Here is a 24,999-nt window from a genome sequence, read left to right as displayed (position 1 = left end):
CCATGGGCAATGTAACCCCGATGCGGCACGAGGCGCCGCCGGAAGTGGAGGAACTGGAACTGGACCTGCTGGCCGAGGCCCTGTTCCAGCGCTACGGCTACGACTTCCGGGGCTACGAGCGCACCGCGCTGCGGCGCAAGCTGCGCGCCTTGCTGCAGCAGCGCAGCCTGCGCACGCTGTCCGCGCTGCAGGGCCAACTGCTGCACGATGCGCGCGCCGCCGGCGCCGTGCTGCGCGCGCTGCACGTGCCCCCGGCCGCCATGTTCGACGATCCGGAAGAAGCACGCCTGCTGCGGCAAGCCTCCACGGCCTGCCTGAGCGGCGCCGCGCTGCCCAAGGTCTGGCTGGCCGACTGCGCCGGCGCCGAACAGGCCTGGACGCTGGCCGTGCTGCTGGCCGAGCAGGGGCTGCTGGCGCGCACCGAGCTGCACTGCACCGTCGCCAGCGACGAGCTGCTGGCCGAAGCGCAGGACCACGGCATTCCGCTGGAACGCCTGGCCGAATACCAGGCCGGCTACGAGCGCGCCGGCGGCGGCGCGCGGCTGGCCGACTACTTCCACACCACTGGCCAGCGCGCCGTGCTGCTGCCGCAGCTGCGCAGCCGCATCACCTGGGCGCAGTACAACCTGGTGACGGACGCCTCCTTCAACGAATTCAACCTCATCGTGTGCCGCCGCGCCCTGCCCGATTTCGGCCCGCTGCTGCGCCAGCGCGTGCTGCAGCTGTTCCACGCCAGCCTGGCGCCGTTCGGCGTGCTGGCCCTGGACCGCCAGTTCGACGAAAGCGAGGCGCTGGCCGCCTTCTACCGCCCGCTGCTGCCCATGCAGCCCTGGTACAAGCGCGTGGCCTAGCCCTGCTCCGCGCAAACCGCGTCGAACATGGCGGCGTCGATGTCGAAAGAATAATCGTCCTGCAGGCTGAAATAGGCGCGCGCCTCGTCCGGCGCGGAATCGAACAGGCTGCGGATCGCCTGCACGCGCAGCTCCGGCGTGCGCATGCGCGCCACCCACTCATTGAACTGCATGGTCAATTTCCACTGGCTGGACAGCTGGTGCGTAAAACCGGCATTTTCCAGCTTGGCGCCCCATTCGCAGACCCGGTAGTCGCGCACATGGGAGCCGTCGCGCAGCAGCTCGACCGCCTGCAGCGTGGTGTCGCACAGCGCCTCTTTCGGCGCCGTGATATCGATGGCGACGAAGCGTCCTCCCGGGCGCAGGACGCGCCGCACCTCGTGCAGGGCGGCTTGCACGTCCGGCCAGTGGTGGGCCGAGTAGCGCGTCACCACCAGGTCGAAACTGGCGTCCGCGAAGGGCAGCTTGCCCGCGTCGCCCTGATGGGTGCTGATGTTTTGCAGGCCGCGTTCGCGGCTGGCGCCGGCCACCACCTCCAGCATCTGCGCCGACAAATCATAGGCCACGACCGACTGCGCGGCCGGCGCCACGGCGAAGCTGGCATGGCCCGCGCCGCAGCCCAGGTCCAGCACGCGCGGCGATCGCATGCCCTGGGCAATGGCGCGCAGCGCCGCCAGGTCCGCCCCCTGCGCATGGACGCTGCTGCTCAAATAACTGCTGGCGGTATTGCCGAACTGCTGGGCGGCGTAGCTTTGCTGTTTCATTTATTTCTCCTCAGTTGGACGCGTTGATGCAGAATAGGCGTAGTTTTATCCTGTAACAAGACCACAACTTATCCTGGTATAACTGATTCCATGCACGCGACCATGAACAATGAACTGGGCGAGTTCATCCGCCGCCACCGCGAGCGCGTGAGCCCCCAAAGCGCCGGCCTGCCCGGCGGCGGACGGCGCCGCACGCCCGGCTTGCGGCGCGAGGAGCTGGCGCAGCTGTGCGGGATCAGCCCGACCTGGCTGACCTGGCTCGAGCAAGGCCGGCAGGTGTCCGCGTCCGCCGCCATGCTGGCGCGGCTGGCCGACGTGCTCCACCTGAGCGGCGCGGAACGCACCTATCTGTTCAGCCTGGCCGAACGCCTGGACCCGCAGCGCGCAGCGCACGAGCATGGCGGCGGCACGCCCGGCGAGCTGGACGCCATCGTGCGGGCGGTGCGGGCGCCGGCCTACGTGCTGGACCAGCAATGGGACGCCATCGCCTGGAACGCGGACGCGGCAGCCCTGTTCGCCGGATGGCTGGACGGCGGCGCGGACCGGCACGGCCGGCCGCCGAATCTGCTGCGCTTCATGTTCGGCCACGCCGCCGCGCGCAGCCTGATCGTCGACTGGCCCCACCGCGCGCAGCGCCTGGTGGCGGAATTTCGCGCCGACACCGGCAAGCACGCCGGCCAGGAGCCGCTGGCCTCCCTGATTGCTGAACTGTCGCGCGGCAGCGGCGAGTTCCGCGAGCTGTGGACCTTGCAGGACGTGCTGGGGCGCGAAGGCGGCGAGCGCCGCTTCCAGCATCCCGCGCGCGGGCCGTTGGCCTTCCAGCAGATTACGCTGCACCTGGCCAAGCGCCACGACCTGAAGCTGACCATGCTGCTGCCCCTGGAAGGCTGAAGCCCCGCATTGACCGCGCTGGCCAATACGGCTACATTGCTCTATCGACAAAAACCTTGGAGCATTGCATGCAACGCAGCCTGATTTCCGCAGCCATCCTGTCCCTGACCGCCCTCGCCGCCGCGCCGGCGCAGGCCGGGCAAGCCGCCAAGGCCAAGCCGGCGAAAGCCGCAAAGGCCGCTGCCGCCGCAACCCTGGCCACGACCCAGCTGCCGCGCAATGTCCGCCCCACCCACTACGCCATCTCGCTGACGCCGGACGCGCAAGCGGCCACCTTCAGCGCCCGCGTGGTGATCGCCATCGACGTGCTGGAGCCCACCGCCGTCATCACCCTGCACGCGCTGGACCTGGCGCTGGCCAGCGCCAGCATCGCCTCCGGCCCCGGCCAGCCGGTGCAGCAGGCCAGCAAGATCGCCGTCGACGCGGACAAGCACACCGCCAGCCTGAGCTTCGCCCAGCCGCTGGCAAAAGGCAGCTACCAGCTGGCCATCGACTACAGCGGCAAGATCGGCAACCAGGCCGCCGGCCTGTTCTCGCTCGACTACGACAGCCCGTCCGGCAAGAAGCGCGCGCTCTACACCCAGTTCGAGGCGGCCGACGCGCGCCGCATGTTCCCGTCGTGGGACGAGCCGGCCTTCCGCGCCACCTTCGCGCTGGAGGCCACCGTGCCGGCGGACCAGATGGCCGTCTCCAACATGCCCATCGCCAGCAGCACCGCGCTGGAAGGCGGCCGCAAGCTGGTGCGCTTCGCCACCACGCCGCGCATGTCCACCTATCTGCTGTTCTTCGGCCAGGGCGACTTCGAGCGCGCCACCGCCACCGAAGGCGGCACCGAGCTGGGCGTGATCACCGTCAAGGGCCGCCTGCCGCAGGCGCAGTTCGTGCTGGACTCGTCCAAAGCCGTGCTGCGCGAATACAACGACTACTTCGGCCTGCCCTATCCGCTGCCCAAGCTGGACAACCTGGCCGCGCCGGGCCGCAGCCAGTTCTTCGGCGCGATGGAAAACTGGGGCGCCATCATGAGCTTCGAGTCCATTATGCTGCTCGACCCGGCCATCTCCACCCAGGCCGACAAGCAGGAAGCCTTCGGCACCGCCGCGCACGAAACCGCGCACCAGTGGTTCGGCAACCTGGTCACCATGCGCTGGTGGGACGACCTGTGGCTCAACGAAGGCTTCGCCACCTGGATGGCGGGCCGCACCACGGCGCTGCTGCATCCGGAATGGCAAACCTCGCTGAACCGCGTAGCCGGGCGCAACAGCGCCATCGAGCGCGACGCGCTGGCCACCACCCACCCCGTGGTGCAGCGCGTGGCCACCGTGGAGGAGGCGCACGCCGCCTTCGACGAGATCACCTACGCCAAGGGCGGCGCCGTCATCAACATGCTGGAAAATTATGTGGGCGAGGAAGCCTGGCGCGAAGGCGTGCGCGGCTACATCAAGGCCAACGCCTACGGCAATGCGGTGTCCGATCAGCTCTGGCAGCACATCGAGCGCGCCGCGAAAAAGCCGGTGACGGCCATCGCGCACGACTTCACGCTGCAGCCCGGCGTGCCGCTGATTAAAGTGGCCGACTACAGCTGCCAGGGCGGCCAGACCCGCGTCACGCTCACGCAGGGCGAATACAGCAAGGATAAGCCGAACAAGAAGCCGCTGTCGTGGCGCGTGCCGGTGCTGGCGCAGACCGTGGGCGCGCAGGACGTGAGCCGCATCCTGGTCACCGGCGGCAAGGCCACGCTCACGCTGCCCGGCTGCGGCCCGTTGCTGGTGAACGCCGGCCAGGCCGGCTACTACCGCACCGTGTACGCGCCCAAGGCCTACGCCGCGCTGGCGGCCAGCTTCGGCAAGCTGGCGCCTTTGGACCAGCTGGGACTGATGACCGAAAGCTGGGCGCTGGGCATGGCCGGCAAGCAGCCCGCCTCGGACGCCCTCAGCCTGGCGCGCGCCACGCCGGTGGACGCCGCGCCGCAAGTGTGGGGCCGCATCGCGCGCATCTTCGACGACCTGCGCATTTACACCCGCGACAACGAAGCCACGCGCGCCAAGCTGTCGTCCTTCGCCATCTCGCGCATGGCCCCGGTGCTGGCGCGCATAGGCTGGGACGCCCGCAGCGGCGAGGACGCGCCCACCGCCATCCTGCGCGAACAGCTGATCTACTCGCTGGGCGCACTGGGCGACGACGACGTGCTGGTGGAAGCGCGCCGCCGCTACGACGCGGCGCAGGCCGGCGACGCCAAGGCGCTGCCGGCGGAGCTGCGCCGCGTGGTGCTGGGCGTGGTGGCCCGCAACGCGGACGCCCGCGTCTGGGACCAACTGCACGCCGCAGCCAAGGCCGAGCAGTCCTCCATGGTCAAGGCGGAGTTGTACGGCCTGCTGGGAGAGAGCGTTGATCCCGCGCTGGCGCAGCGCGCGCTGGAGCTGGCCGTGAGCGGCGAGCCGGACGCCACCATCGGCTCCGGCATCATCGCCGCCGTGTCGCGCGAGCACACCGAGCGCGCCTTCGATTTCGCCATCGCCAATCTGCCCAAGGTGAACACGCTGGTGGAAAGCAGCTCGCGCGCGGGCTACTTCCCCGGCCTGGCCAGCGGCGCGCTCAATACCGCCATGGCGGACAAACTGAAAGCCTACGCCGAAGCCAACCTGCCGGCCACGGCGCGCAGCCAGACCAACACGGCCATCTCGCGCATCCAGTACCGCGCCACCGTGATCCGCGACCGCATGCCGGAAATCGACGCCTGGCTGGACCGCCAGGCGCTGTAAGCGGCAGGCCTCAGGGCGGCATGCCGCCGTCCTCGTAGGCCTTGAACAGCGCGGCCAGCGCGCCGCGCTCGCGCAGTGAGGCGAGCGCGCGCACCAGCGCGGCCGCCGTCTGCGGCTGGTAGCGCTTGCGGGAATAATGCAGCAGCAATTCGCCTTTGCGCAGCACCAGCTCGGGCCCCAGCTTCTGGCGCGGCACGCCCAGCCGCCGCATGGTGTACAGGAAGGACGGGCGCACGCCCAGCATCGCGTCGTAGCGCCCTTCCAGCAGCATGCGCACGGTCTGTTCGTAGGTAACCGTTTCATGGCGCGCCACCGCCGGGTCGGACTGCAGCGCGATATCGTACTCGGCGCCCCGGATGTGCCCCACGCGTTTGCCGCGCAGCTCCTCCGCGCTGCCGTAGCGGCTACCGGCCAGGCCCATCACCACCACGTCGACGTGACCGACCACGCCCAGCTGGTGCGCATGCTCGCGCAGCTGGGCATTGGGGAAGCTGAACAGGAGGTCCGCGTCGCCCGCCACCATCATGGCAACGGCGCGCGGATACGGCACGACCTGCACTTCCATCGCCAGGCCGCTTTCGGCCGCCAGCATTTTCTGGAAATCGACGATCATGCCTGCCGGCCGGCCCGATGCATCCAGCAGACCGAAAGGAACCAGGCTGAAGGCCACCACCTTGAGCGGCGCATGCGGCTTGGACGGCTGGCCCGTCACCGCAGGCATGGCCGCAGCCAGGCCCACGGCGGCGCCGGCCCGCAGCACAAGCCGCCGCCTGGCGAACTTGCGTAACGGGCGCGCGCCGCTCATGGCCGGGAGGTCAGCCCGCCGCCGCGCTGGGACGTTCGGCCATGCGGTCGCGCCAGGCCTGCAGATGCGCCATGCCTTCCTGGCCCGGACGGAACTTCATCAGCCCGCGCGCGAACTCCATGGCGCAGAACGCCGTAATGTCGGCGATGGTGAAGCGCTGCCCCGCCACGTAAGGCTGGGCCGCCAGCGTCTGGTCCAGCCAGCGCGCCCACTCGCGCATTTTCTCGCCCTGCGCCGCGCCGTAGTCGGGGAACTGCGGCTGCTCCAGCGCCGCCAGGCCGGGATGGGTATGCCGCACACAGTTGGCGATACCTGCGAACACATGCAGCTCGACGCGGCGGTCCGCCATCTCGATAAAGGCGCGCTCCTCGAAGCCCTCGCCCATCAGGTTCGGTTCCGGATACACCCCCTCCAGATAGGAGCAGATGGCGCGCGTTTCGCACAGCACGCGGCCGTCGTCCAGTTCCAGCGCGGGCACGCGGCCAAAGGGGTTCTTGGCCAGGAAAGCCGGATCGCGGTTCTCCAGCTTGCCCAGGTCTATCAGCTGCGTATCCAGGCTGATGCCTTTCTCGGCCATGAACATCGCCACCCGGCGCGGATTGGGTGCGCGCGCGCTCGTGTACAGTTTCATGTCTCAGACGCCTTTCTCGCGTGATTGTCCGGTCTCGAGCATTTTGCGCGCTTCGGCTGCAAATTGCTCGGCTTTTTCCGGGCTGGAGGCGCGGTCCAGCCGCGACGGCGGCAGCTGTATGCCGCGCTGCACCGCCGGCCGTTCGCCCACCAGCGCCAGCCAGCGCTGCAAATGTGGCAATCCATCCACATCCACGCCGGACCAGCTATGCGTGCGCACCCAGGCCCAGTTCGCGATGTCGGCGATGGAGTATTCGCCGGCCAGGTATTCATGCTGCGCCAGGTGGCCGTCCAGCACGCGGAACAAGCGCTTGCTCTCGCCCTGGTAGCGGTCGATGGCGGCCTGGATCTTTTCGGGGAAATAGCGGAAGAACACATTGGCCTGCCCCATCATCGGCCCCACGCCGCCCATCTGGAACATCAGCCATTGCAGCACCTGCGAGCGGCCCTTGGGGTCGGACGGCATCAGGCGCCCGGTTTTCTCGGCCAGGTAAATCAGGATGGCGCCGGACTCGAACACGGCGAAATTGTCCGCCCCGCGGTCGACGATGGCCGGAATGCGGCCGTTCGGATTAATGGCCAGGAACCACGGTTCCTTCTGCACATTGGCGGCCAGGTCCAGCGCATGCAGTGTGTAAGGCAGCGCCAGTTCCTCCAGCGCGATGGAAATCTTATGGCCGTTCGGTGTTGCTGCCGTGTACAGGTCTATCATCGGACACCCTTTTTTGGTTGCAGTGTCCGCCAGTGTAGGCGAAACTGCTTTGTCCCGTACAAAACGCCCACGAGGCGGATAGCAAAGCACCAGGCAAAAAAAGACCGGCGATCTTTGGAGGGAGCCGGTCAAAACGCTTTTTAGAGCGCGGGGATATCGTGCCGCATCTAAGGGATATGGCAACCTGGCGCACGGAGGAGACCGCGCGCTACAGGTGCTACTTTGCCAGCATTGATGAAGACAAGGCTTAGGACTTCATTAAATCCGACAAGTATAAAAGTGACAATTCAGACTGGGCCAAACATGAGAGACAGCAAATTCGATCCCCGCCTATGGGGCGTGGGCGCCAAGATCACCGCCTTCACTTTCGCGCTGGTCAGCGCCATCATCGGCATCCTGATCCTCCTGATCAGCAACGCCACCACCAATCTGCTGGAAGAGAACAGCACCCACAGCGTGCGCCAGGAACTGCAAGGCGTGACCGACATGGTGGACATCTTCAACACCACGCTCAAGGCGCAGACGGCAGGCTACGCCGGCATGCTGGCGGCCTCCTTCGACGGCAAGTTCACGCTCGACGAAAGCGCCACCAGCGACGTGGCGGGCAAGAGCGCGCCCACGCTGAAGAGCGGCGAGCAGGTCCTCAATATGGACTTCAGCGTGCCGGACAAATTCCAGCGCAACAGCGGCAGCGTGGCCACCATCTTCGCCGCCACCGGCGAAGACTTCATCCGCGTGTCCACCTCGCTGAAAAAGGAAAACGGCGAGCGCGCCATCGGCACCCTGCTCGACCGCGCCCACCCCGGCTACGCCAAGCTGCGCGCCGGCGACAACTACACCGGCCTGGCCACGCTGTTCGGCAAGCAGTACATGACGCGCTATGACCCCATCCGCAGCGCGAACGGCAAGGTGATCGGCATCCTGTTCGTGGGCGTCGACGTCAGCGCCTCGCTGCGCGCGCTCAAGGACAAGATCAAGTCCATCAAAGTGGGCCAGACCGGCTACTTCTACGTGCTCGACTCCACGCCCGGCAAGGCGGCCGGCACGCTGGTGGTGCACCCGGCCAAGGAAGGCGCCAACATCATCGACAGCAGGGACGCCGGCGGCCGCGAATTCATCAAGGAGATCATCGAAAAGAAGCAGGGCCTGATACGCTACCCCTGGCTGAACCCGGGCGAAACCTCGCCGCGCGAAAAAGTGGTGGCCTACACCGCCTTCCCGGACTGGAACTGGGTGATTGCGGGCGGCGCCTACGCCGAGGAAATCACCATGGACGCGGTGCGCCTGCGCAACCGCTACGTGCTGTTCGGCTTTGTCGCGCTGGCCGCCTTCGCCGTGGCGCTGATGCTCCTGGTGCGCAACTACGTCACGCGGCCGCTGGTGGAAGCCGAAGACGCGGCCGAACGCATCGCCGAGGGCGACCTGACCGTCACGCTGCACACCACCAGCAAGGACGAAATCGGCAAACTGTGCGGCGCCATGAACGGCATCAGCGGCAAGCTGTCCGGCGTGGTGGGCCAGGTGCGCGCGGGCGCCGAGCATATCGCCACGGCCACCAGCGAAATCGCCACCGGCAACCAGGACCTGTGCCAGCGCACCGAACAGCAGGCCTCCAACCTGGAGGAAACCGCCGCCGCCATGGAGCAGCTGACCGCCACCGTGCGCCAGAACGCGGAGAACGCGCTGGAGGCCAACCGCCTGGCCGTGGCCGCGTCCGACACGGCCGCGCGCGGCGGGCAGGTGGTGTCGCAAGTGGTGGAGACCATGGGCTCGATCAACCAGTCCTCGCGCAAGATCGTGGACATCATCAGCGTCATCGACGGCATCGCCTTCCAGACCAATATCCTGGCGCTGAACGCCGCCGTGGAGGCCGCGCGCGCGGGCGAACAAGGACGCGGCTTCGCCGTGGTGGCGAGCGAAGTGCGCAACCTGGCGCAGCGCTCGGCCGGCGCGGCCAAGGAAATCAAGGAGCTGATCAACGCCTCGGTGGAACAGGTGGAAGCAGGCAGCAAGCTGGTGCAGCAGGCCGGCTCCACCATGGACGAAGTGGTGTCCAGCGTGGCCCACGTGACCGGCATCATGACCGAGATTTCAGCGGCCAGCCAGGAGCAGAACGCCGGCATCGCCCAAGTCAACACCGCCATCACCCGCATGGACGAAGTGACGCAGCAGAATGCCGCCCTGGTGGAACAAGCCGCAGCGGCGGCCGCCTCGCTGCAGGAGGAAGCGGCCTCGCTGGCGCAGGTGGTGCGCGTCTTCCAGCTCTAAGGGAGAAATGGGCAAAAAAAACCCGCAATGTTTTGCATTGCGGGCCAAGGGATTCAAATCGGGAGAGATTTGAGAGCGAAACCATCATCTCACAGCGTCGTGACAGGCGCATGACATTGCCCTGCTATTCGGTGGTATGGTTTGCGTTCAGGTCTCATGCACAGAATATGACAAACTTACCCCTGCAAAACTCTCGAAAAGTAACAATCGCAAAAAAGCCACTGCCGCGCGCCACACTGGGTGCGGTCCTGTTGCCCGCGCTGCTGTGCGCCTGCGCCCCCGCGCCGCTGGGAACGCCGCCTGCGCCGGCATCGCCGGCAGCGTCCGCGCCTGCATCCCCGGCGCCAGCCGCCGCCCCCGCCCGGCCCCGCGCGCCAGCTCCTGCCGCACCTGCCGCCCCCGCCGCCGTCCGCCAGCCGCTGCGCATCGACCAGAACAACTCCCTGATCGCCGTCACCGTGCGGCGCGGCGGCCTGCTGGCGCGGCTCGGGCATGACCACGTGGTGGCCAGCCGCAACATCGAAGGCCAGGCCGTGGCCCCGGCAGGCGGCCAGCCCGGCCACACCGAATTCCGCTTCCGCCTGGACCAGCTGACCGTGGATGAAAGCGCGCTGCGCGCCGAAGCCGGCATGACCACCGTGCCGGCGGCGGACGCCATCGCAGGCACCCGCAACAATATGCTCACCAAGGTGCTGGACGCGGAAAAATACCCGTATGTACAGGTGAGCGCCGTCGGCACGCCGGAAGGCCCGTTGCAGGCAGCCATCACGCTGCACGGCGTCACGCGCCGCTACGCCATCCCCGCCGTGCTCACCCCGCGCGCCAACGGCATCAGCGCCGCCGGCACGCTGACGCTCAAGCAGAGCGACTTCGGCATTAAGCCCTTTTCAGTGCTGGGCGGGACGCTGGCCGTGCAGGACGAACTGGAGCTGCGCTTCCGTATCGAGGCGGTCGCCAACTAGCGCGCAACTCTACCGCGCAACAATAAGACGGATACCGAGCCCGATGAAGATGGTGCCCGCAATGCGGTCCATCCACAGCCCGGCGCGCGGGCTGCGGTTCAGCCATTTGCCGATGGCGCCGGAGAAATAGCCCAGCAGGCCGAACAGCACGCAGGCCTGCAAGGTGAACAGCAGGCCCAGCTGCGCGGTCTGCCAGCTCACCGGGCCGTTGCCCGCCACCACGAACTGCGGCAAAAAGGACAGGAAGAACAGCACCACTTTCGGATTGATACTGTTGGCAAAAAGCCCCTTGCCGAACAGGCGCAGCAGCGACTCGTCCGGCAGGCCGCCGCCCTCCACGCGCGCGCCGCCCGGGCTGCGCAGCGCGCCCCAGCCCAGCCAGATCAGATACACGCCACCCGCCACCTTCAGGGCCGTGAACGCCAGCGGCGAGGCCGCGATCAGCGCGCTCACGCCCAGCGTGGCCAGCAGCGTATGGCTCAAACAGCCCAGCGCGCAGCCCAGTCCGAACACGATGCCCTTGACGCGTCCGCGCGACATGCCCATGCCCAGCACCATTAAATTGTCCGGGCCGGGCGACACAGTTATCACCACCGCAGCGGCCAGAAAGGCAACGATTTGTTCCGGAGAGATCATCAAAATAGGGTTTCCCTGAATAGTCGATTAAAATAAGGCAAGATTTCCGCCATTTTACTATCCCAGCGCGATGCCCTTGGCAAACAACATGAGTACAGCCAGCAAGATATTCAGTCGCCTCGGCGCGCTGTTCCCTTGCCTTGCCGCCTGTTTGTTCGCACTGGTATTCGTCCTTGCCGCCCTCCCCGCGCAAGCCCAGGCCACGGCAGACACCCGCATCGGCCAGGCCGTGCTGACCAGCCCGCAATCGCAGGACCTGATGCGCAGCGCCCGTTTGTACCAGGCCGGGGACCAGCCCTTCCCCGCCGACGCGGCCGGCCTGCCCGCCCTGCTCGCCACGCTCAGGCCCGCCACGGAGGTGGACCTGCTGGGCGGCGGCTACTGGCTGCACGCCCGCCTGCGCAACGACAGCCGCCAGACCGCCTGGGTGATCGACCCCAACGACACCCTGATCGACGCCGTGGAAACCCGCATCTACGGCCCCGACGGCGCGGTGCAGCGCCTGCTGTCCGGCTACCGCGCCCCGCACGAATACCTGCTGCACTACGGCAAAGACATCGAACTGCAGCCCGGCGAAAGCTACGAAGTGCTGATACGCTTCAGCAGCCCCTACTACGCCCGCACGCCGGTGTTCGCCGTCACCCCGCGCCCCGCCTACCTGCAGCTGGTGGCGCGCGAGAACTTCCTCATCATCGGCTCCATCGGCGCCCTGCTCGCGCTGGGCGTATTCAATTTCTTCATCTACAGCTACACGCGCGAACGCGCGCCGCTGTACTACTCGCTCTACGTGCTGTGCTACGCGGCCGGCTGGGGCCTGACCTTCCACCTGCCCGCCGACCTGTTCGGCTTGCACAATCTGCACGTCCACTACATCCCCTTCTTCCTGCTGCCGGTGCTGAGCACGCTGTTCTACCGCACCTTTTTGCAGCTGCGCGAGCGGTCGCCCGTGCTGTACAAGCTCAGCACCATCAACCTGGTGCTGCCGCTGGCCCTGCTGCCCAGCTGCTTCATCGCGCTGAGCTGGGCGCACACGCTGGCCACCGTCGCCATCATGGTGTGGATGACGCTGGCCCTGGCGAGCGGCGTCATCGTGTGGAAGAACGGCTACCAGCCGGCGCGCTTCTTCGTGCTCGGCTTTATCGCGCTGATGCTGCCCGGCCTGCTGATCCTGCCCGCCAACATCGGCCTGATCCCGGCCGCCGTGGAAAACGCGCAGCTGTTCACGCTGCTCGGCGGCACGCTGGACGGCGTGCTGCTGGCCTTCGCCCTGGCCGACCAGATCCGCCTGCTGCGCAACCACCTTGAGCAGCGCGTCAACGAGCGCACCGCCGAACTGACCGAAGCGAAGGAACACGCCGAGATCGTCAGCCGCCACCGCATTGACTTCCTGTCCGCCATGAGCCACGACATCCGCACCCCGCTGGCGGGCGTGATCGGCATGCTCAAGTTCGCGCTGCGCGACCAGACCGTGCAGGGCCGCACCGAGGAATACCTGCGCATCGGCCTGCAAAACAGCGAGGCGCTGCTGGCCATCCTCAACGACATCCTGGACTTCTCCAAGATCGACGCCGGCAAGCTGGCTATCGAGACCATCAGCGTCGACCTGCGCACGCTGATCGACGAAGCCATCGGCATCCTGCAGGCGCAGGCCGACGCCAAGAGCCTGCTGCTGCGGCGCGAACTGGCGCTGGACCTGCCGCGCTACGTGCTGGGCGACCCCACCCGCATCCGCCAGATCCTGCTCAACCTGCTCGGCAACGCCATCAAATTCACCGACCGCGGCGAAGTGCGGCTGGAAGCGGCCGCCGGCAAGGACAAGCGCGGCGTCACCATGCTGCAGTTCAGCATCAGCGACACCGGCCCCGGCATCAGCGAGACCACGATGGAGCGCCTGTTCCAGAAATTCGAGCAGGCCGACATGTCCACCACGCGCCGCTACGGCGGCACCGGGCTGGGCCTGGCCATCTGCAAGGAGCTGGTGGAACTGATGGGCGGCGAGATCGGCGTGGCCAGCCAGCAAGGCGTGGGCTCCAGCTTCTACTTCACGCTGCCGCTCACGCTGGGCACGCCGCCAGAAGCAACCTTGCCGGCCGCGCCGCGCGAACAGCGCCACGCCTACCGCCTGCGCATCCTGTGCGCCGAAGACGTGCGCACCAACCAGATCATCATCAGCACCCTGCTCGAAGCCATGGGCCACGAGGTGGTGCTGGTGGAAAACGGCATCGAATCGCTGGAAGCGCTCAGCACCGCCGACTACGACCTGGTGCTGATGGACGGCCGCATGCCCAGCATGGACGGCGAGCAAGCCGCGCGCCTGATACGGCGCGGCGGCACGGAAGACTACCGCGTGCGCGACACCAGCGTGCCCATCATCGCCCTGACCGCCAACGCCAGCGACCACGACCGCGCGCGCTACCTGGCGGTGGGCATGGACGGCTTCCTCAGCAAGCCGGTCGACGAACGGCTGCTGTACGACCAGATCGAAAAAACCATCGCCCAGCTGATCGCGCGCGGCCGCGAGCTGCCGCCGTGCGGCCCGCCGGCCGCCGAGCCGGAGGAAGAAGACTGGAATTCCGGCTACACGCTGGCGTCGCCCGGCCCCGCCCCGTCGGCCCCCTCCGCCGCGCCCAGCGAAGCAGAGCTGGCGGCCCAGTTCGGCGTGGAGCCGCTCGCCTGCGCAGGCGGCGGTGCGGACGCCGCAACACCCGGCAAGATCAGCATCATGCCGCTGGCCGGGCTGTCGCCCAAGCACATGCAGCGCATCACACAAGCCTTCCTGGAAGAAGCCCCACGGCGCCTGGAAGTGGCGCGCAAGGCCGCCCTGGGCGGCAAGAGCCACGCCGCCTCGGCCGCCTTCCACGCCCTCAAGGGCAGCGCGGGCTACCTCAGCGACACCGGCCTGCACAGCCTTTGCCACGACCTGGAAAAACTGTCCGCCGCCGGCGAGCTGCAGCTGGTGGTCGAGTCCCTGCCCGAAGTGGCCGCCGCCCTGGACCAGGCCTGCGCCGACCTGCGCGCCTACAGCCGCCACGCCACCGAAACCAGCCTGAGCGCCGGCTAAGCACCCGGCCCGGCTGCGGCCTATGTGCGTCAGGGAACGGAATGGCAGGCCGAACTGCCCTACCATCGCGTCACCTCCAAGGAAAGACAGCGATGAAACGCGACCCGCCAGCAGCAGCCGAATCCGCACCGCCTCCCGGCGCGCCCGCCACCGCCAGGGCGGCCGGGCTGCGCTATGTGAGCGGCGACCAGCCCGGCATCAGCCGCAAGCGCGGCAGCAAAGGCTTCCGCTACGTGGACGCCGGCGGCAAGCCGGTGCGCGACCCGGACACGCTGGCGCGGATACGCGCGCTGGCCATCCCGCCCGCGTGGGAGCAGGTCTGGATCTGCCCGCACGCCAACGGCCACCTGCAAGCCACCGGCCGCGACGCGCGCGGCCGCAAGCAATACCGCTACCACAGCCGCTGGCGCAGCGTGCGCGACGAAGTCAAATACGAACGCATGCTCGCCTTCGGCCGCGCCCTGCCCGCCATCCGCGCGGCGGTGGACGCGGCGCTCAGCCTGCCCGGCCTGCCGCGTGAAAAAGTGCTGGCCACGGTGGTCCACCTGCTGCAGGTGACGAAGATGCGGATCGGCAACGAGGAATACGCGCGCGAAAACCAGTCCTTCGGCCTGACCACGCTGCGCAACCGCCACGTGCGGATAGACGGCAGCGCCGTCGCCTTCCACTTCCGCGGCAAAAGCGGCATCGTGCACAAGCTCACGGTCAGCGACCGCCGCCTGGCGCGCATCATCCAGCGCGCGCGCGAGCTGCCGGGGCAAGAGCTGTTCCAATACATCGGCGACGACGGCGCCACCCACAGCATAGACTCGGCCGACGTCAACGACTACCTGCGCGCCATCAGCGGCGAGGACTACACCGCCAAGGACTTCCGCACCTGGCACGGCACCGTCCTGGCCGCCCTCGCGCTCAAGGAGTTCGGCAAGTTCGACAGCGAAACGCAAGCCAGGAAGAACATCGTGCGCGCCATCGAAACAGTGGCGCAACAGCTCGGCAACACCCCCAGTATCTGCCGCAAGTGCTACATCCACCCCGCCATCCTCGCCGCCTACCTCGACGGCGCCGAGCTGGTCTGCGGAGGCCTCCCCGCCGAGTCCGCCCACGCCCCCGAAGAAGCCGCCGTCCTCGCCCTGCTCCAGCAATCCTTGCCCCACTGAAAAATGGGGTCAGGGTTGATATTGCCCAAAAGCATATCAATTTCCTTATTCAGCGTACTCGGATTACAATGCGGCCTTGAAGCAAAGAACAAGGATAAGCGGATGAGCCGCGCCGACCACACAGCCCGCGCCTGGGTCCGTATGCCATCGGGCAAGAGGCTGGACCTGCTCGACCCCACCCCCTTCGACTGGGACGATGGCGACCTGGCCCTGGGCCTGGCGCGCACCTACCGCTGGGGCGGGCATTCGGCCTGGCCCCTGCCGCTGTCGGTGGCGCAGCACTCGCTGACGGTGATGCAGCTGCGGCGCGGCTGGGCCGGCGCCGCACTCAGCCCGGTGCTGGAATTGCGCGAACTGCTGCACGACGCCGAAGAAGGCCTGCTCGGCTTCGACTGCATCTCGGTGCTCAAGCCCTTCCTGGGCGACAGCTTCCGCGAGCTGAGCCAGCGGCTGGAACGGGCCGTCTTCCTGCGCTACGGCGTGCCGGCGTGGACGCCGGGCCAGCACCGCGTCCACAAGAAAGCCGACCGCCTGGCGGCGGCCAGCGAAGCGGTGCACGTGGTGGGCTGGTCGCGCGAGGAAGTGCGCAGCACGCTCAAGATACGCGCCGCCGTGCTCGACACCGACCCGCTGCACGCCGTCTACGGCGGCGCGCCGTGGGAGCCCTGGCCGCCCGCTTTGGCGTGCGAGCGCTTCATGGCCGAACTGGAGCGATTGAAAGGCAAGCTGTAAAAACCACAAGCCAGCCTTTTTCTCAGCTTAAGCGCGTAAAGAGCCGTTTTTAAAGCGCTTTTTCAGCTTATCCACACCAACTGTGGATAACGGTGTGGAAAAGTGCCCCTTGACAGCCCGCAAAGCCAGTAACGGCGCGGCTTTCAATAAAATGCCAATTTGGCAGGCAATTTTTAAACCCAACAAAATCAACGACTTACAAAGGCAGCTGAACCGTACACGCGCCGCTTTTTTGCCAATTGAAAAAATATTTTCCGCATGCCCGCGCGGGCCTCTTGAGGCCCCCGGACCGCGTCCGATAGAATCCTTTGACAAAAATGCAGGCGAGGAATAGTGTTGACGGAAGCAGATGCACTAACAGATTTTTTACCCCACGGGATTTGTGCATGGACGTGAAAGAAGATACCAGCGCTGACTGGATGATAGAAGAAGATGTACCTGCCAATGCGGAGCAGAACGGCCCCGCGCCCGCTCTTGCGCCTTGGCGCGTCCTGATAGTAGACGACGACGTCGATGTGCACGTTGTCACCAAATTCTCCCTCAGCAATGCCTGCTTCCAGGGCCGCCGCCTGAGCTTCCTGCACGCCTACAGCGGCGACGAAGCGCTGCACATCCTGCGCACCACGCCGGACGTGGCGCTGGTGCTGCTGGACGTCATCATGGAAACCAGCGAAGCCGGCCTCAAGGTGGCGCGCCAGATCCGCGACGACCTGCACAACCATCTGGTGCGCATCGTGCTGCGCACCGGCCAGCCCGGCCAGGCGCTGGAGCACAGCATTATCCTCGACTACGACATCAACGACTTCTGGTGCAAGAGCGACCTGACCACGCGCAAGCTGTTCACCACCGTGATCTCCTCGCTGCGCGGCTACGCCAGCCTGGTGGAAGCGGACCGCCACCTGGCCGAAGTGCAAGCCCGGCTCGACAACAGCGTGCGCTTCGTGCTGGACGACGAGGGCCGCATCACCGAGATCAACGCCAAGGCGGCGGCGCTGCTGGGCGGCACGGAAGAATCCTTGCTGGGCCGCAAGCTGGCCGCCAGCGCCAAGCCGGACTGATGCAAATCACTGTATTCCCATACAGTAGTTATCTTCCCCCGAACTTCCTGCAACGTGCCGCGTAAACCCCGGCATCCGGCCGCCGCCATGCGCTAAGTGGCGGATTCTCAAGCGCTTTTTCCGATATCCACAGCGAATGTGGATATCTTTGTGGATAAGGGCCACTTGACAGCCCATACAGCCCGTATCTATGGGCTTTTCTACAAACTGCCCGTTCAGAAGGCAGATTTTATCTCCTTACAAATCAAGCACTTGGAAGTGGATGGCTGGCGCTGTCAAAAAAAATTTCCGCATTTTCTTATTATCATTTTTTGTGCATAAGTGCGCCCGGCGCGGCAGTTATGCGGCACCGGGAAAAATGGGAGAAATTAGGGCTTAATGGGAGAATTTTCGGCGCAGATCCGGGTGCAGCAGCACACGTTCGATGACGTCGGGGCCGACATTGTTGGACTTGAGATACTCGATCGCGCACAAGGTGCTGAAGCAGCGTTGCACTGCAATGCCCTTGTCGACGATCACGCTTGAGCGCTCATCCGAGCGCTGCTGAGGCGGGGCCAGTTCTGCAAACTGGGCTGGAAGTGTCATTGCATCCATCATCATCCTTCACAGGTCGGGCGGGCCGGCAAGGCCCGGTGAAAGGAGTATCGAACAATAAATCCCAAAGTCAAGGATAATGGCAGGATGATATCCAGCAACGACATCCCTCCAGATCGCCCCCGCCCGGCGTCGCTGACCGACCTGTTTCTGTCCTTCACTTTTCTCGCCCTGCAAGGCTTCGGCGGCGTGCTGGCCGTGGTCCAGCGCGAGATGGTCGAGCGCAAGCGCTGGCTGACGCAGGAAGAATTTCTCGAGGAATGGGCGGTGGCGCAGGTGATGCCCGGCCCCAATGTGGTCAACCTGTCGCTGGTGATAGGCGCGCGCTACTTCGGCCTGCGCGGCGCCATGGCGGCCCTGGCCGGCATGCTGACGCTGCCGCTGCTGGTGGTGGTGATGCTGGCCGTGCTGCACGCCCATTTCGCCGACCATCCCGGCGTGCAGGGCGCGCTGCGCGGCATGGCGGCGGTGTCCGCCGGCATGATAGCGGCAACCGGCCTCAAGCTGCTCACAACGCTGCGCAAGCACCCTTTGCCGCTGTCCTGGAGCGTACCGGCCGCCGTGCTCGCCGTGGCCCTGGTGGCCTTCCTGCGCGTTCCGCTGGCCTATGTGCTGCTGGGCATAGGCGGACTGTGCTGCGTGCTCACTTACCGCAGGCTGAATACATGAACCCTCCCATCCATATCGTGCTGAGCCTGAGCGACTGGGTCAGCTTGTTCGGCCACTACATGCTGCTGTCGCTGATGTCGATAGGCGGCGCCATTTCCACCACGGCCGAGATGCACCGCTACCTGGTCGAGCAGCACCACTGGCTCACGCCGGCGCAGTTCAACGACGCGGTGGCGATTGCACAGGCCGCCCCGGGACCGAATGTGCTGTTTGTGGCGCTGATGGGATGGAATGTGGGCCTGAACGCGGGCAGCTGGTTTGCCGCCGTGATGGGCGTGGTGGTGACCATGAGCGGCATCATGCTGCCGAGCACCACGCTGACCTATCTGGCCTCGCAATGGCTGCACCGCAACCGCGAACGGCGCGGCGTGCGGGCTTTCAAGCAAGGGATGGCGCCGGTGGTGGTGGGCTTGCTGGTGTCCACCGGCATTATCCTGGCCACCGCCAATGCGCAGACGGCCAAGGACTGGCCGCTGTGGGCGCTGGCCGCAGCCGCCGGCCTGGTGATCTGGCGCACGCGGCTGCATTTGCTGTGGCTGCTGGCGGCGGGGGCGGCGCTGGGCTGGTTCCAGCTGGTTTAGCAGCGCTTGGCGGATTACGCGGCTGCGCCGCTAACCCGCCAGACGTGCGTCCACCGAATACCGCCCCGCGCCGGACAAGGCGATGGTGCCGAACACGATCACCAGCAGCCAGCCGAACTGCCCTTCCGCAATGCTCCAGTCCGGATGCACCAGCACCATGGACACGGCCAGCAGAAACACCACCGGCAAGGCCGCCAGCCGCGTGAACAGCCCGAGCGCAATCAGCACCGGACAGAACACCTCGGCAAACAGCGCGCACCACAAGGTCAGCGCGCGCCCCATGCCCAGCGGATCGTCGATATGCGCCAGCTCTTCCTGGTAATGCACTATCTTCGGTATGCCATGCACATGCAGCAGCAGCGCCGCTCCGGTGACCCGGGCGAACAGCATGCCCAGGTCCGGCGTAAACGGTCCCACCAGTTTGCGCAGTCCCGTCATTTGTTCTGGTACCCGCCGTAGTGCTTGACCGGGCTCCAGTCAGGCGCGATGTCCGGCAGCGGCTGCGCATACTGGCCGAATTCCTTGCCCGCATACACCACCTTGCCGTTCACCACGGTCAGCGCGCTTTCCAGGTTCTTGATCTGCTCGACCGGCATGCTGAAATAATCCTGCGGCAGGATCACCAGGTCGGCGTACTGCCCCTTGGCCAGCGTGCCCTTCAGCTTTTCCTCGCCGCTCATCCAGGCGCTGCCCACGGTCATCAGCTTGAGCGCTTCGTAGCGGCTCAGGATGTCCTTGGGCTGCCACAAGCTCAAGCCGCCTGCGGTCTTGCCCGTCACCGCCCAGTACACCGACGGCCACGGGCCGTAGCTGCTAACGCGCGTGCCGTCCGTGCCCAGTCCGACCGGCAGCTTCATCTGCAGCATCTTGCGGATAGGCGGCATCTGGCGCGTCTGCGCGCCGTACTGCTTCCAGTAGTGCTCGCCCTGGAAGTGCATGCGGTCCTGCACGGCGATGCCGCCGCCCAGCGCTTTCACGCGCAGCAGCTGCGCGTCGCTGATGGTTTCCGCGTGGTCGAAGAACCAGCGCAGGCCTTTCAGCGGCATGTCCTTGTTGACCTTCTCGATCACCGCCAGGTCGCGGTCGATCGATTCGCCATAGGTGGCGTGGATGCGGAACGGCCAGCGGTTCTTCACCAGCAGGCGCAGCACGGCCTCCAGCTCGCCTTCCATATGGGCCGGCATGTCCGGACGCGGCTCCAGGAAGTTTTCGAAGTCCGCCGCGCTCCAGACCAGGTTCTCGCCCGCGCCCTCGGTGGTGTAGCCGTTGGCGTAGAACATATGCTGGTTGCTGTCCGGCTTGGTCAGCGTGAGCCAGCGCTGGTAGTCTTCAAGCTCCGTGCCCGGCTTCTGCGCGAACAGGTAGTAGGACGTGCGCACGGTCAGCTTGCCGTCCTTGGCCAGCTCGACGCTCACGCCGTAGTCGTCCGGGAAGTTCTGGCCGCCGCCGCCCGCGTCGATGGCGCTGGTCACGCCCAGGCGGTTCAGCTCGCGGTAATAGTGCAGCGTGGAGTTCAGCTGCTGCTCGCGCGGCAGCACATTGGTCTTGGCCAGCGTGGTGTACAGGATCAGCGCGTTCGGCTTGGCGATCAGCTTGCCGGTCGGCTTGCCTTCCGCGTCCAGCTCCACCACGCCGTCCTTGAATTTGGTGTCCTTGTTATAGCCCAGGGTCTGGATGCCCTTCTGGTTCAGGAAGCCCAGGCCGTACAGATACAGCAGGAAGACCGGCTTGTCCGGCACGGCGGCGTTGATTTCCTCCAGCGTGGGCAAACGCTTTTCCTCGAACTGGAACTCGTTCCAGCCGCCCACCACCTTGATCCAGGCGCCTTCCGGCGTGCGCGCGGCCTGCTCCTTCAGCATTTCCATCGCTTTTTTCAGCGAGGTCACGCCGTCCCAGCGCAGCTCGGCGTTGTAGTTCAGGCCTTCGCGGATGACGTGCAGGTGGGAGTCGTTCAGGCCGGGAATGACGGTGCGGCCGCCGGCGTCGATCACCTGGGTGTTGGCTTGCTTGAGTTTGAGGATCTGGGCATTGCTGCCGACGGCTTCGATTTTGCCGTCTTTCATCGCCACGGCCTGGGCAAAGCTGCCCTCTTTGACCATGGTGGCCACTTTGCCGTTGGTGATGATGAGGTCGGCCGCGTAGGCCGGCGTGAGGAACGCTGCGGACAAAGCCGCAGGCAGTACCAGCCTGGTGAATACCGGATTCATGTTGTAGTCCTTAAATTGATAGGGCACATCAAAATGGCGGCCGGCCGGCACTGCTTTACTGCATATTGCTTACTGCTTATTCCTTGACGGCTTCAACAGCGAAGGTCAGGGTTACTTCGTCGCCCACGTAAGGAGCGTATTTGCCGGCGCCGAATTCCGAACGCAGTACTTTGGCTACGGCGTTGGCGCCGCAAGCGTCTTTCTTCAGCATTGGGTGCGGCATGCACTGGAACGAGGTCACGGTCAGGGTGACTGGCTTGGTAACGCCTTTGATGGTCAGGTTGCCGTCCACCGATGCCAGCTTGTCGCCAGCGAAGTTCAGCTTGGTCGACTTGTAGGTGATGGTTGGGAACTTGGCGGTGTCAAAGAAGTCTTCGCCCTGGATGTGGTTGTTGAAGACCGGGAAGCCGGTGTTGACCGACTTGGCATCAATGGTCACGTCCACGGAACCCGATTTCGCGGCTTTGTCGATCACGATCTTGCCTTCGGTTTTGTCGAAGCGGCTCACCTGGTTCGAGTAGCCGAAGTGCGAGTACTCAAAGCGTGGGAAGGTGTGGGTGCCGTCGATAACGTAGGTTTCCGGGGCGGCGGTGGCAGCCATCGAGATACCAGCGGCGATCAGCAGAGCAACGATTTTTTTCATAGTAAGACTCCAGTCAATAATGATTATCAGGACGGACGAAATGCCCGTTATCTTTGTGATTGACGGCGATTATGCGCTGGCGCAAATCGATTGTAAAACGGAAAATATACCGGTTTACTATCGAAAAAATCGATTATAACCACAGGACTGAAGCAATTCATGAGCGCAGTGTACAGACAGGCGCGCAAAGCGCCTATCTGCCAAAGGTAGCATGCCCTGCTCAGGCGTGCGCGCGCAGCACGTGGGAGAGGATGCGCTGTTCGAGCGCGGCAAAACCAGGCGTGCCACGCGCGGCGGCGCGGGGACGGGGGAGATCGATGGCGAGGTCCAGCGCGATGGCGCCGTCCTCTATCAGCAGCACGCGGTCGGCCAGGGCCACGGCCTCGGTCACATCGTGCGTCACCAGCACGGCGGTGAAGCCGCGCGACAGCCACAGCGACTCGATCAGCTGCTGCATCTCGATGCGGGTGAGCGCGTCGAGCGCGCCCAGGGGCTCGTCCAGCAGCAGCACCTGCGGCTGGTGCACCAGCGCGCGCGCCAGGGCCACGCGCTGCTTCTGGCCGCCGGACAGCGCGGCCGGCCAGTCATCGGCGCGCTCGCCCAGGCCCACGGTGGACAGCGCGGCGGCGGCGGCATTGAGCGCATGCGGCAAGCCCAGCGCCACATTCTCCAGCACCGGCTTCCACGGCAGCAGGCGCGCTTCCTGGAACATGATGCGCAGATCGGCCTTGCCCCCGCCCATGGCGATGCTGCCGCTGTCGGCCTGCTCCAGTCCAGCCAGCGCGCGCAGCAAGGTGCTCTTGCCGCAGCCGCTGCGGCCGACGATGGCCACGAACTCGCCCGCCTTCAGCTGCAGGTCTATCCCCCGCAGCACTTCGCGCGCGCCGTAGGACTTGCGCAGCGCGGAGATGCTGACAGGGACGCCTTGCCGTTCGGGCGCGCCGCGCGCCAGCGGTGCGGCGTCGGCGTGGCGGGACGACGGCTCCTGCGCCGGGGCGTCCGTAATCAGGTCGGATTCAAAATAAGTGGGTGCGAGCAGCATGGCGCTCCTTTTCAACGGTATGCGGGATTCCAGCGCAGGAAATGCTTCTCCATCGCGCGCGAGGCCAGGTCGGCCAGTTTGCCTAGCAAGGCGTAAAGCAGTATGCCGACCAGCACCACGTCCGTTTGCAGGAACTCGCGCGCGTTCATGGTCATGTAGCCGATGCCGGCTTGCGCCGAGATGGTCTCCGCCACGATCAGCAGCACCCACACCAGGCCGAGCGAGAAGCGCACGCCCACCAGGATGGACGGCAGCGCGCCGGGCAGTATCACGTCGCGGTACAGCGGCCAGCCGGACACGCCGTAGCTGCGCGCCATTTCTATCAGGCCGGGGTCGGTGGAGCGGATGCCGTGGAAGGTGTTCAGGTACACCGGGAAGAACACGCCCACCGCCAGCAGGAACAGCTTGGCCGTTTCGTCGATGCCGAACCACAGTATCACCAGCGGTATCAGCGCCAGCGCGGGGATGTTGCGTATCATCTGCAGCGTGGTGTCGAGCAGGGCTTCGGCACGGCGGAAGCTGCCGGTCAGCAGGCCCAGGGCCAGCCCCGCGCCTGCGCCCACGGCAAAGCCGCTGCCCGCGCGCCACAAGCTGGTGCCCAGGTGGGTCCACAGCTCGCCGGACGCGGCCAGCGTCCAGAAGGCCTGCGCCACGGACAAGGGTTCCGGCAGCACGCGCGTGGACAGCCATCCCGCGCGCGCCGACACTTCCCACAGCAGCAGCAGCGCCGCCGGCAGTATCCACGGCGCCAGGGACGAGGCGAAGGACGAGGGAAATACGCTGCCGCGCGCCTGCTTTGCTCCGGTATTGGCGGCCGCCATGTCAGGCCGCCTTCTTCGGCACGATATTGCTGGCCATGATCTCGCCGAACGGGCCGCTCAGCGACTGCTCGGTGGCGGCCTTGCCCTTGCCCAGCAGCGGGAACACCAGTTCGGCGAAGCGGTACGATTCTTCCAGGTGCGGATAGCCGGAGAAGATAAAGGTCTCGATGCCAAGGTCCGCATACTCCTGGATGCGCGCATGCACCGTCTCCGCGTCGCCCACCAGCGCCGTGCCCGCACCGCCGCGCACCAGGCCCACGCCGGCCCACAGATTGGGCGACACTTCCAGCTTGTCGCGCCGGCCGCCGTGCAGCTCGGCCATGCGGCGCTGGCCCACTGAATCCATCTTGCCGAACGCCGCCTGCGCCTTGGCGATGACCTCATCGTCCAGGTGGCTGATCAGTTCTTCGGCCGCGCGCCATGCCGCCTCGTTGGTCTCGCGCACAATCACGTGCAGGCGGATGCCGAAGCGCACCGTGCGGCCATGTTTGGCGGCGCGGGCGCGGATGTCCGCGATCTTCTCCGCCACGGCGGCGGGAGGTTCGCCCCAGGTCAGGTAGACATCCATCTGCTCCGCCGCCAGCTCGTGCGCCGGTTCGGACGAGCCGCCGAAGTACAGCGGCGGATAAGGCTTCTGCACCGGCGGGTACAGCGTGCGTGCGCCCTTCACCTGGATATGCTTGCCCTCGAAATCATAGCCCGCCTCGCCGCCCTCGCCGGACAGCGAAGCGCGCCACACGCGGATAAACTCGTCGGAGATTTCGTAGCGCTTGGCGTGGTCGGCGAACAGGCCGTCCGCTTCCAGCTCGCCCTGGTCGCCGCCGGTAACGACATTGATCAGCAGGCGGCCATTCGACAAGCGGTCGAAGGTGGACGCCATGCGCACCGCCAGGCCGGGAGTGGACAGGCCGGGACGCACCGCCACCAGGAACTTCAGCTTTTTCGTCACATTGATCAGCGACGAGGCCACCACCCACGCGTCCTCGCAGGAACGGCCGGTCGGCAGCAGCACGCCGTCGTAGCCCAGCGTATCGGCCGCCACGGCCACCTGCTGCAAATAATCCGCATCGACCGTGCGCGCGCCCTTGGAGGTGCCAAGGTAGCGGCTGTCGCCATGGGTGGGAATGAACCAGAAAATATTCAACGACATTACAAT

At 66.2% G+C, this 24,999-nt stretch carries 24 protein-coding genes; 12 read left to right on the top strand and 12 right to left on the bottom strand.

The genetic code is table 11. The annotated features are described in order from the left end of the window. The first annotated feature begins 2 nt into the window (after positions 1-2). The gene (locus tag AC07S4_RS01625; protein WP_494984936.1) at positions 3-851 is read left to right on the top strand and encodes a CheR family methyltransferase; all 849 of its coding nucleotides are present in this window, start codon (positions 3-5) and stop codon (positions 849-851) included. Here AC07S4_RS01625 and AC07S4_RS01620 read toward each other — a convergent pair. Next, a complete protein-coding gene (locus AC07S4_RS01620) occupies positions 848-1,615 on the bottom strand; it encodes a class I SAM-dependent methyltransferase (RefSeq protein WP_494984935.1) in 768 nt (255 codons plus the stop codon). The genes AC07S4_RS01625 and AC07S4_RS01620 overlap by 4 nt on opposite strands. Positions 1,616-1,717: 102 nt before the next feature. Here AC07S4_RS01620 and AC07S4_RS01615 point away from each other — a divergent pair, with 102 nt between their 5' ends. Further along, complete coding sequence (locus AC07S4_RS01615) at positions 1,718-2,506, top strand: helix-turn-helix transcriptional regulator (RefSeq protein WP_494984934.1); 789 nt, start codon at positions 1,718-1,720, stop codon at positions 2,504-2,506. 68 nt (positions 2,507-2,574) lie between these two features. Then, positions 2,575-5,265, top strand: coding sequence for a M1 family metallopeptidase (locus AC07S4_RS01610; RefSeq protein WP_494984933.1), 2,691 nt, complete (start codon positions 2,575-2,577; stop codon positions 5,263-5,265). Between the two features lie 10 nt (positions 5,266-5,275). Here the strand turns inward: AC07S4_RS01610 and AC07S4_RS01605 are convergent, their stop codons facing one another. From AC07S4_RS01605 to AC07S4_RS01595, 3 genes are read right to left on the bottom strand one after another with little or no spacing between them, the layout of a single operon-like run. After that, complete coding sequence (locus AC07S4_RS01605; RefSeq protein WP_494984932.1) at positions 5,276-6,025, bottom strand: substrate-binding periplasmic protein; 750 nt, start codon at positions 6,023-6,025, stop codon at positions 5,276-5,278. A 55-nt stretch (positions 6,026-6,080) separates the two neighbouring features. After that, entirely contained in the window at positions 6,081-6,701 is a 621-nt protein-coding gene (locus tag AC07S4_RS01600; RefSeq protein WP_494984931.1) for a glutathione S-transferase family protein, read from the bottom strand. A 3-nt stretch (positions 6,702-6,704) separates the two neighbouring features. After that, a complete protein-coding gene (locus tag AC07S4_RS01595; protein ID WP_494984930.1) occupies positions 6,705-7,412 on the bottom strand; it encodes a glutathione S-transferase family protein in 708 nt (235 codons plus the stop codon). Positions 7,413-7,715: 303 nt separating this feature from the next. Here AC07S4_RS01595 and AC07S4_RS01590 point away from each other — a divergent pair, with 303 nt between their 5' ends. Together AC07S4_RS01590 and AC07S4_RS01585 are read left to right on the top strand one after the other, a co-directional pair. After that, positions 7,716-9,680 carry a methyl-accepting chemotaxis protein gene (locus tag AC07S4_RS01590; RefSeq protein WP_494984929.1) on the top strand — a complete coding sequence of 655 codons (1,965 nt, stop codon included), beginning with the start codon at positions 7,716-7,718 and terminating at the stop codon, positions 9,678-9,680. A gap of 251 nt (positions 9,681-9,931) precedes the next feature. Continuing rightward, the gene (locus AC07S4_RS01585) at positions 9,932-10,642 is read left to right on the top strand and encodes a YceI family protein (RefSeq protein ID WP_494984928.1); all 711 of its coding nucleotides are present in this window, start codon (positions 9,932-9,934) and stop codon (positions 10,640-10,642) included. A gap of 9 nt (positions 10,643-10,651) precedes the next feature. On the opposite strand, the gene AC07S4_RS01580 is transcribed toward AC07S4_RS01585, so the two are convergent. Next, positions 10,652-11,278, bottom strand: a complete 627-nt coding sequence (locus AC07S4_RS01580; protein ID WP_494984927.1) for a LysE family translocator — start codon at positions 11,276-11,278, stop codon at positions 10,652-10,654. 88 nt (positions 11,279-11,366) lie between these two features. On the opposite strand from AC07S4_RS01580, the gene AC07S4_RS01575 reads away from it, so the two are divergent. The 5 genes from AC07S4_RS01575 to AC07S4_RS01555 all read left to right on the top strand — a co-directional run bounded on the left by AC07S4_RS01575 (position 11,367) and on the right by AC07S4_RS01555 (position 17,286). Beyond that, the gene (locus tag AC07S4_RS01575) at positions 11,367-14,339 is read left to right on the top strand and encodes a hybrid sensor histidine kinase/response regulator (RefSeq protein ID WP_494984926.1); all 2,973 of its coding nucleotides are present in this window, start codon (positions 11,367-11,369) and stop codon (positions 14,337-14,339) included. A 92-nt stretch (positions 14,340-14,431) separates the two neighbouring features. Beyond that, positions 14,432-15,496 carry a DNA topoisomerase IB gene (locus tag AC07S4_RS01570; RefSeq protein WP_494984925.1) on the top strand — a complete coding sequence of 355 codons (1,065 nt, stop codon included), beginning with the start codon at positions 14,432-14,434 and terminating at the stop codon, positions 15,494-15,496. A 102-nt stretch (positions 15,497-15,598) separates the two neighbouring features. Beyond that, the gene (locus AC07S4_RS01565; RefSeq protein ID WP_494984924.1) at positions 15,599-16,228 is read left to right on the top strand and encodes a phosphohydrolase; all 630 of its coding nucleotides are present in this window, start codon (positions 15,599-15,601) and stop codon (positions 16,226-16,228) included. A gap of 109 nt (positions 16,229-16,337) precedes the next feature. After that, positions 16,338-16,562, top strand: a complete 225-nt coding sequence (locus tag AC07S4_RS01560; RefSeq protein ID WP_494984923.1) for a hypothetical protein — start codon at positions 16,338-16,340, stop codon at positions 16,560-16,562. Positions 16,563-16,614: 52 nt separating this feature from the next. After that, positions 16,615-17,286, top strand: a complete 672-nt coding sequence (locus AC07S4_RS01555) for a response regulator (protein WP_494984922.1) — start codon at positions 16,615-16,617, stop codon at positions 17,284-17,286. 375 nt (positions 17,287-17,661) lie between these two features. On the opposite strand, the gene AC07S4_RS01550 is transcribed toward AC07S4_RS01555, so the two are convergent. Continuing rightward, positions 17,662-17,871, bottom strand: a complete 210-nt coding sequence (locus AC07S4_RS01550) for a hypothetical protein (protein WP_494984921.1) — start codon at positions 17,869-17,871, stop codon at positions 17,662-17,664. A 96-nt stretch (positions 17,872-17,967) separates the two neighbouring features. Here AC07S4_RS01550 and AC07S4_RS01545 point away from each other — a divergent pair, with 96 nt between their 5' ends. Both AC07S4_RS01545 and AC07S4_RS01540 read left to right on the top strand, forming a co-directional pair. Continuing rightward, positions 17,968-18,549, top strand: coding sequence for a chromate transporter (locus AC07S4_RS01545; protein WP_494984920.1), 582 nt, complete (start codon positions 17,968-17,970; stop codon positions 18,547-18,549). Beyond that, positions 18,546-19,130 (top strand): chromate transporter, encoded by a 585-nt coding sequence (locus tag AC07S4_RS01540; RefSeq protein ID WP_494984919.1) that lies wholly within the window; start codon positions 18,546-18,548, stop codon positions 19,128-19,130. Before AC07S4_RS01545 ends, AC07S4_RS01540 begins: the two co-directional genes overlap by 4 nt. A gap of 30 nt (positions 19,131-19,160) precedes the next feature. Here the strand turns inward: AC07S4_RS01540 and AC07S4_RS01535 are convergent, their stop codons facing one another. The 6 genes from AC07S4_RS01535 to ssuD form a co-directional block, all read right to left on the bottom strand. After that, positions 19,161-19,568, bottom strand: coding sequence for a DoxX family protein (locus tag AC07S4_RS01535; protein WP_494984918.1), 408 nt, complete (start codon positions 19,566-19,568; stop codon positions 19,161-19,163). Further along, a complete protein-coding gene (locus AC07S4_RS01530; RefSeq protein WP_494984917.1) occupies positions 19,565-21,337 on the bottom strand; it encodes an amidohydrolase in 1,773 nt (590 codons plus the stop codon). The genes AC07S4_RS01535 and AC07S4_RS01530 overlap by 4 nt, the downstream gene beginning before the upstream one ends. A gap of 76 nt (positions 21,338-21,413) precedes the next feature. After that, positions 21,414-21,980 (bottom strand): YceI family protein, encoded by a 567-nt coding sequence (locus tag AC07S4_RS01525; RefSeq protein WP_161070717.1) that lies wholly within the window; start codon positions 21,978-21,980, stop codon positions 21,414-21,416. A 220-nt stretch (positions 21,981-22,200) separates the two neighbouring features. Continuing rightward, positions 22,201-23,022 (bottom strand): ATP-binding cassette domain-containing protein, encoded by an 822-nt coding sequence (locus AC07S4_RS01520; protein ID WP_494984916.1) that lies wholly within the window; start codon positions 23,020-23,022, stop codon positions 22,201-22,203. An 11-nt stretch (positions 23,023-23,033) separates the two neighbouring features. Next, entirely contained in the window at positions 23,034-23,843 is an 810-nt protein-coding gene (gene ssuC / locus AC07S4_RS01515) for an aliphatic sulfonate ABC transporter permease SsuC (protein ID WP_494984915.1), read from the bottom strand. 1 nt (position 23,844) lies between these two features. After that, the gene (gene ssuD, locus AC07S4_RS01510; RefSeq protein WP_494984914.1) at positions 23,845-24,993 is read right to left on the bottom strand and encodes an FMNH2-dependent alkanesulfonate monooxygenase; all 1,149 of its coding nucleotides are present in this window, start codon (positions 24,991-24,993) and stop codon (positions 23,845-23,847) included. Between the last annotated feature and the right edge of the window lie 6 nt (positions 24,994-24,999).

The organism is Pseudoduganella sp. GW821-FHT05F09, from assembly GCF_059419605.1.
The sequence above is the reverse complement of the archived record's forward strand: the minus strand, read 5'-3'. Positions and strand labels throughout refer to the sequence as shown.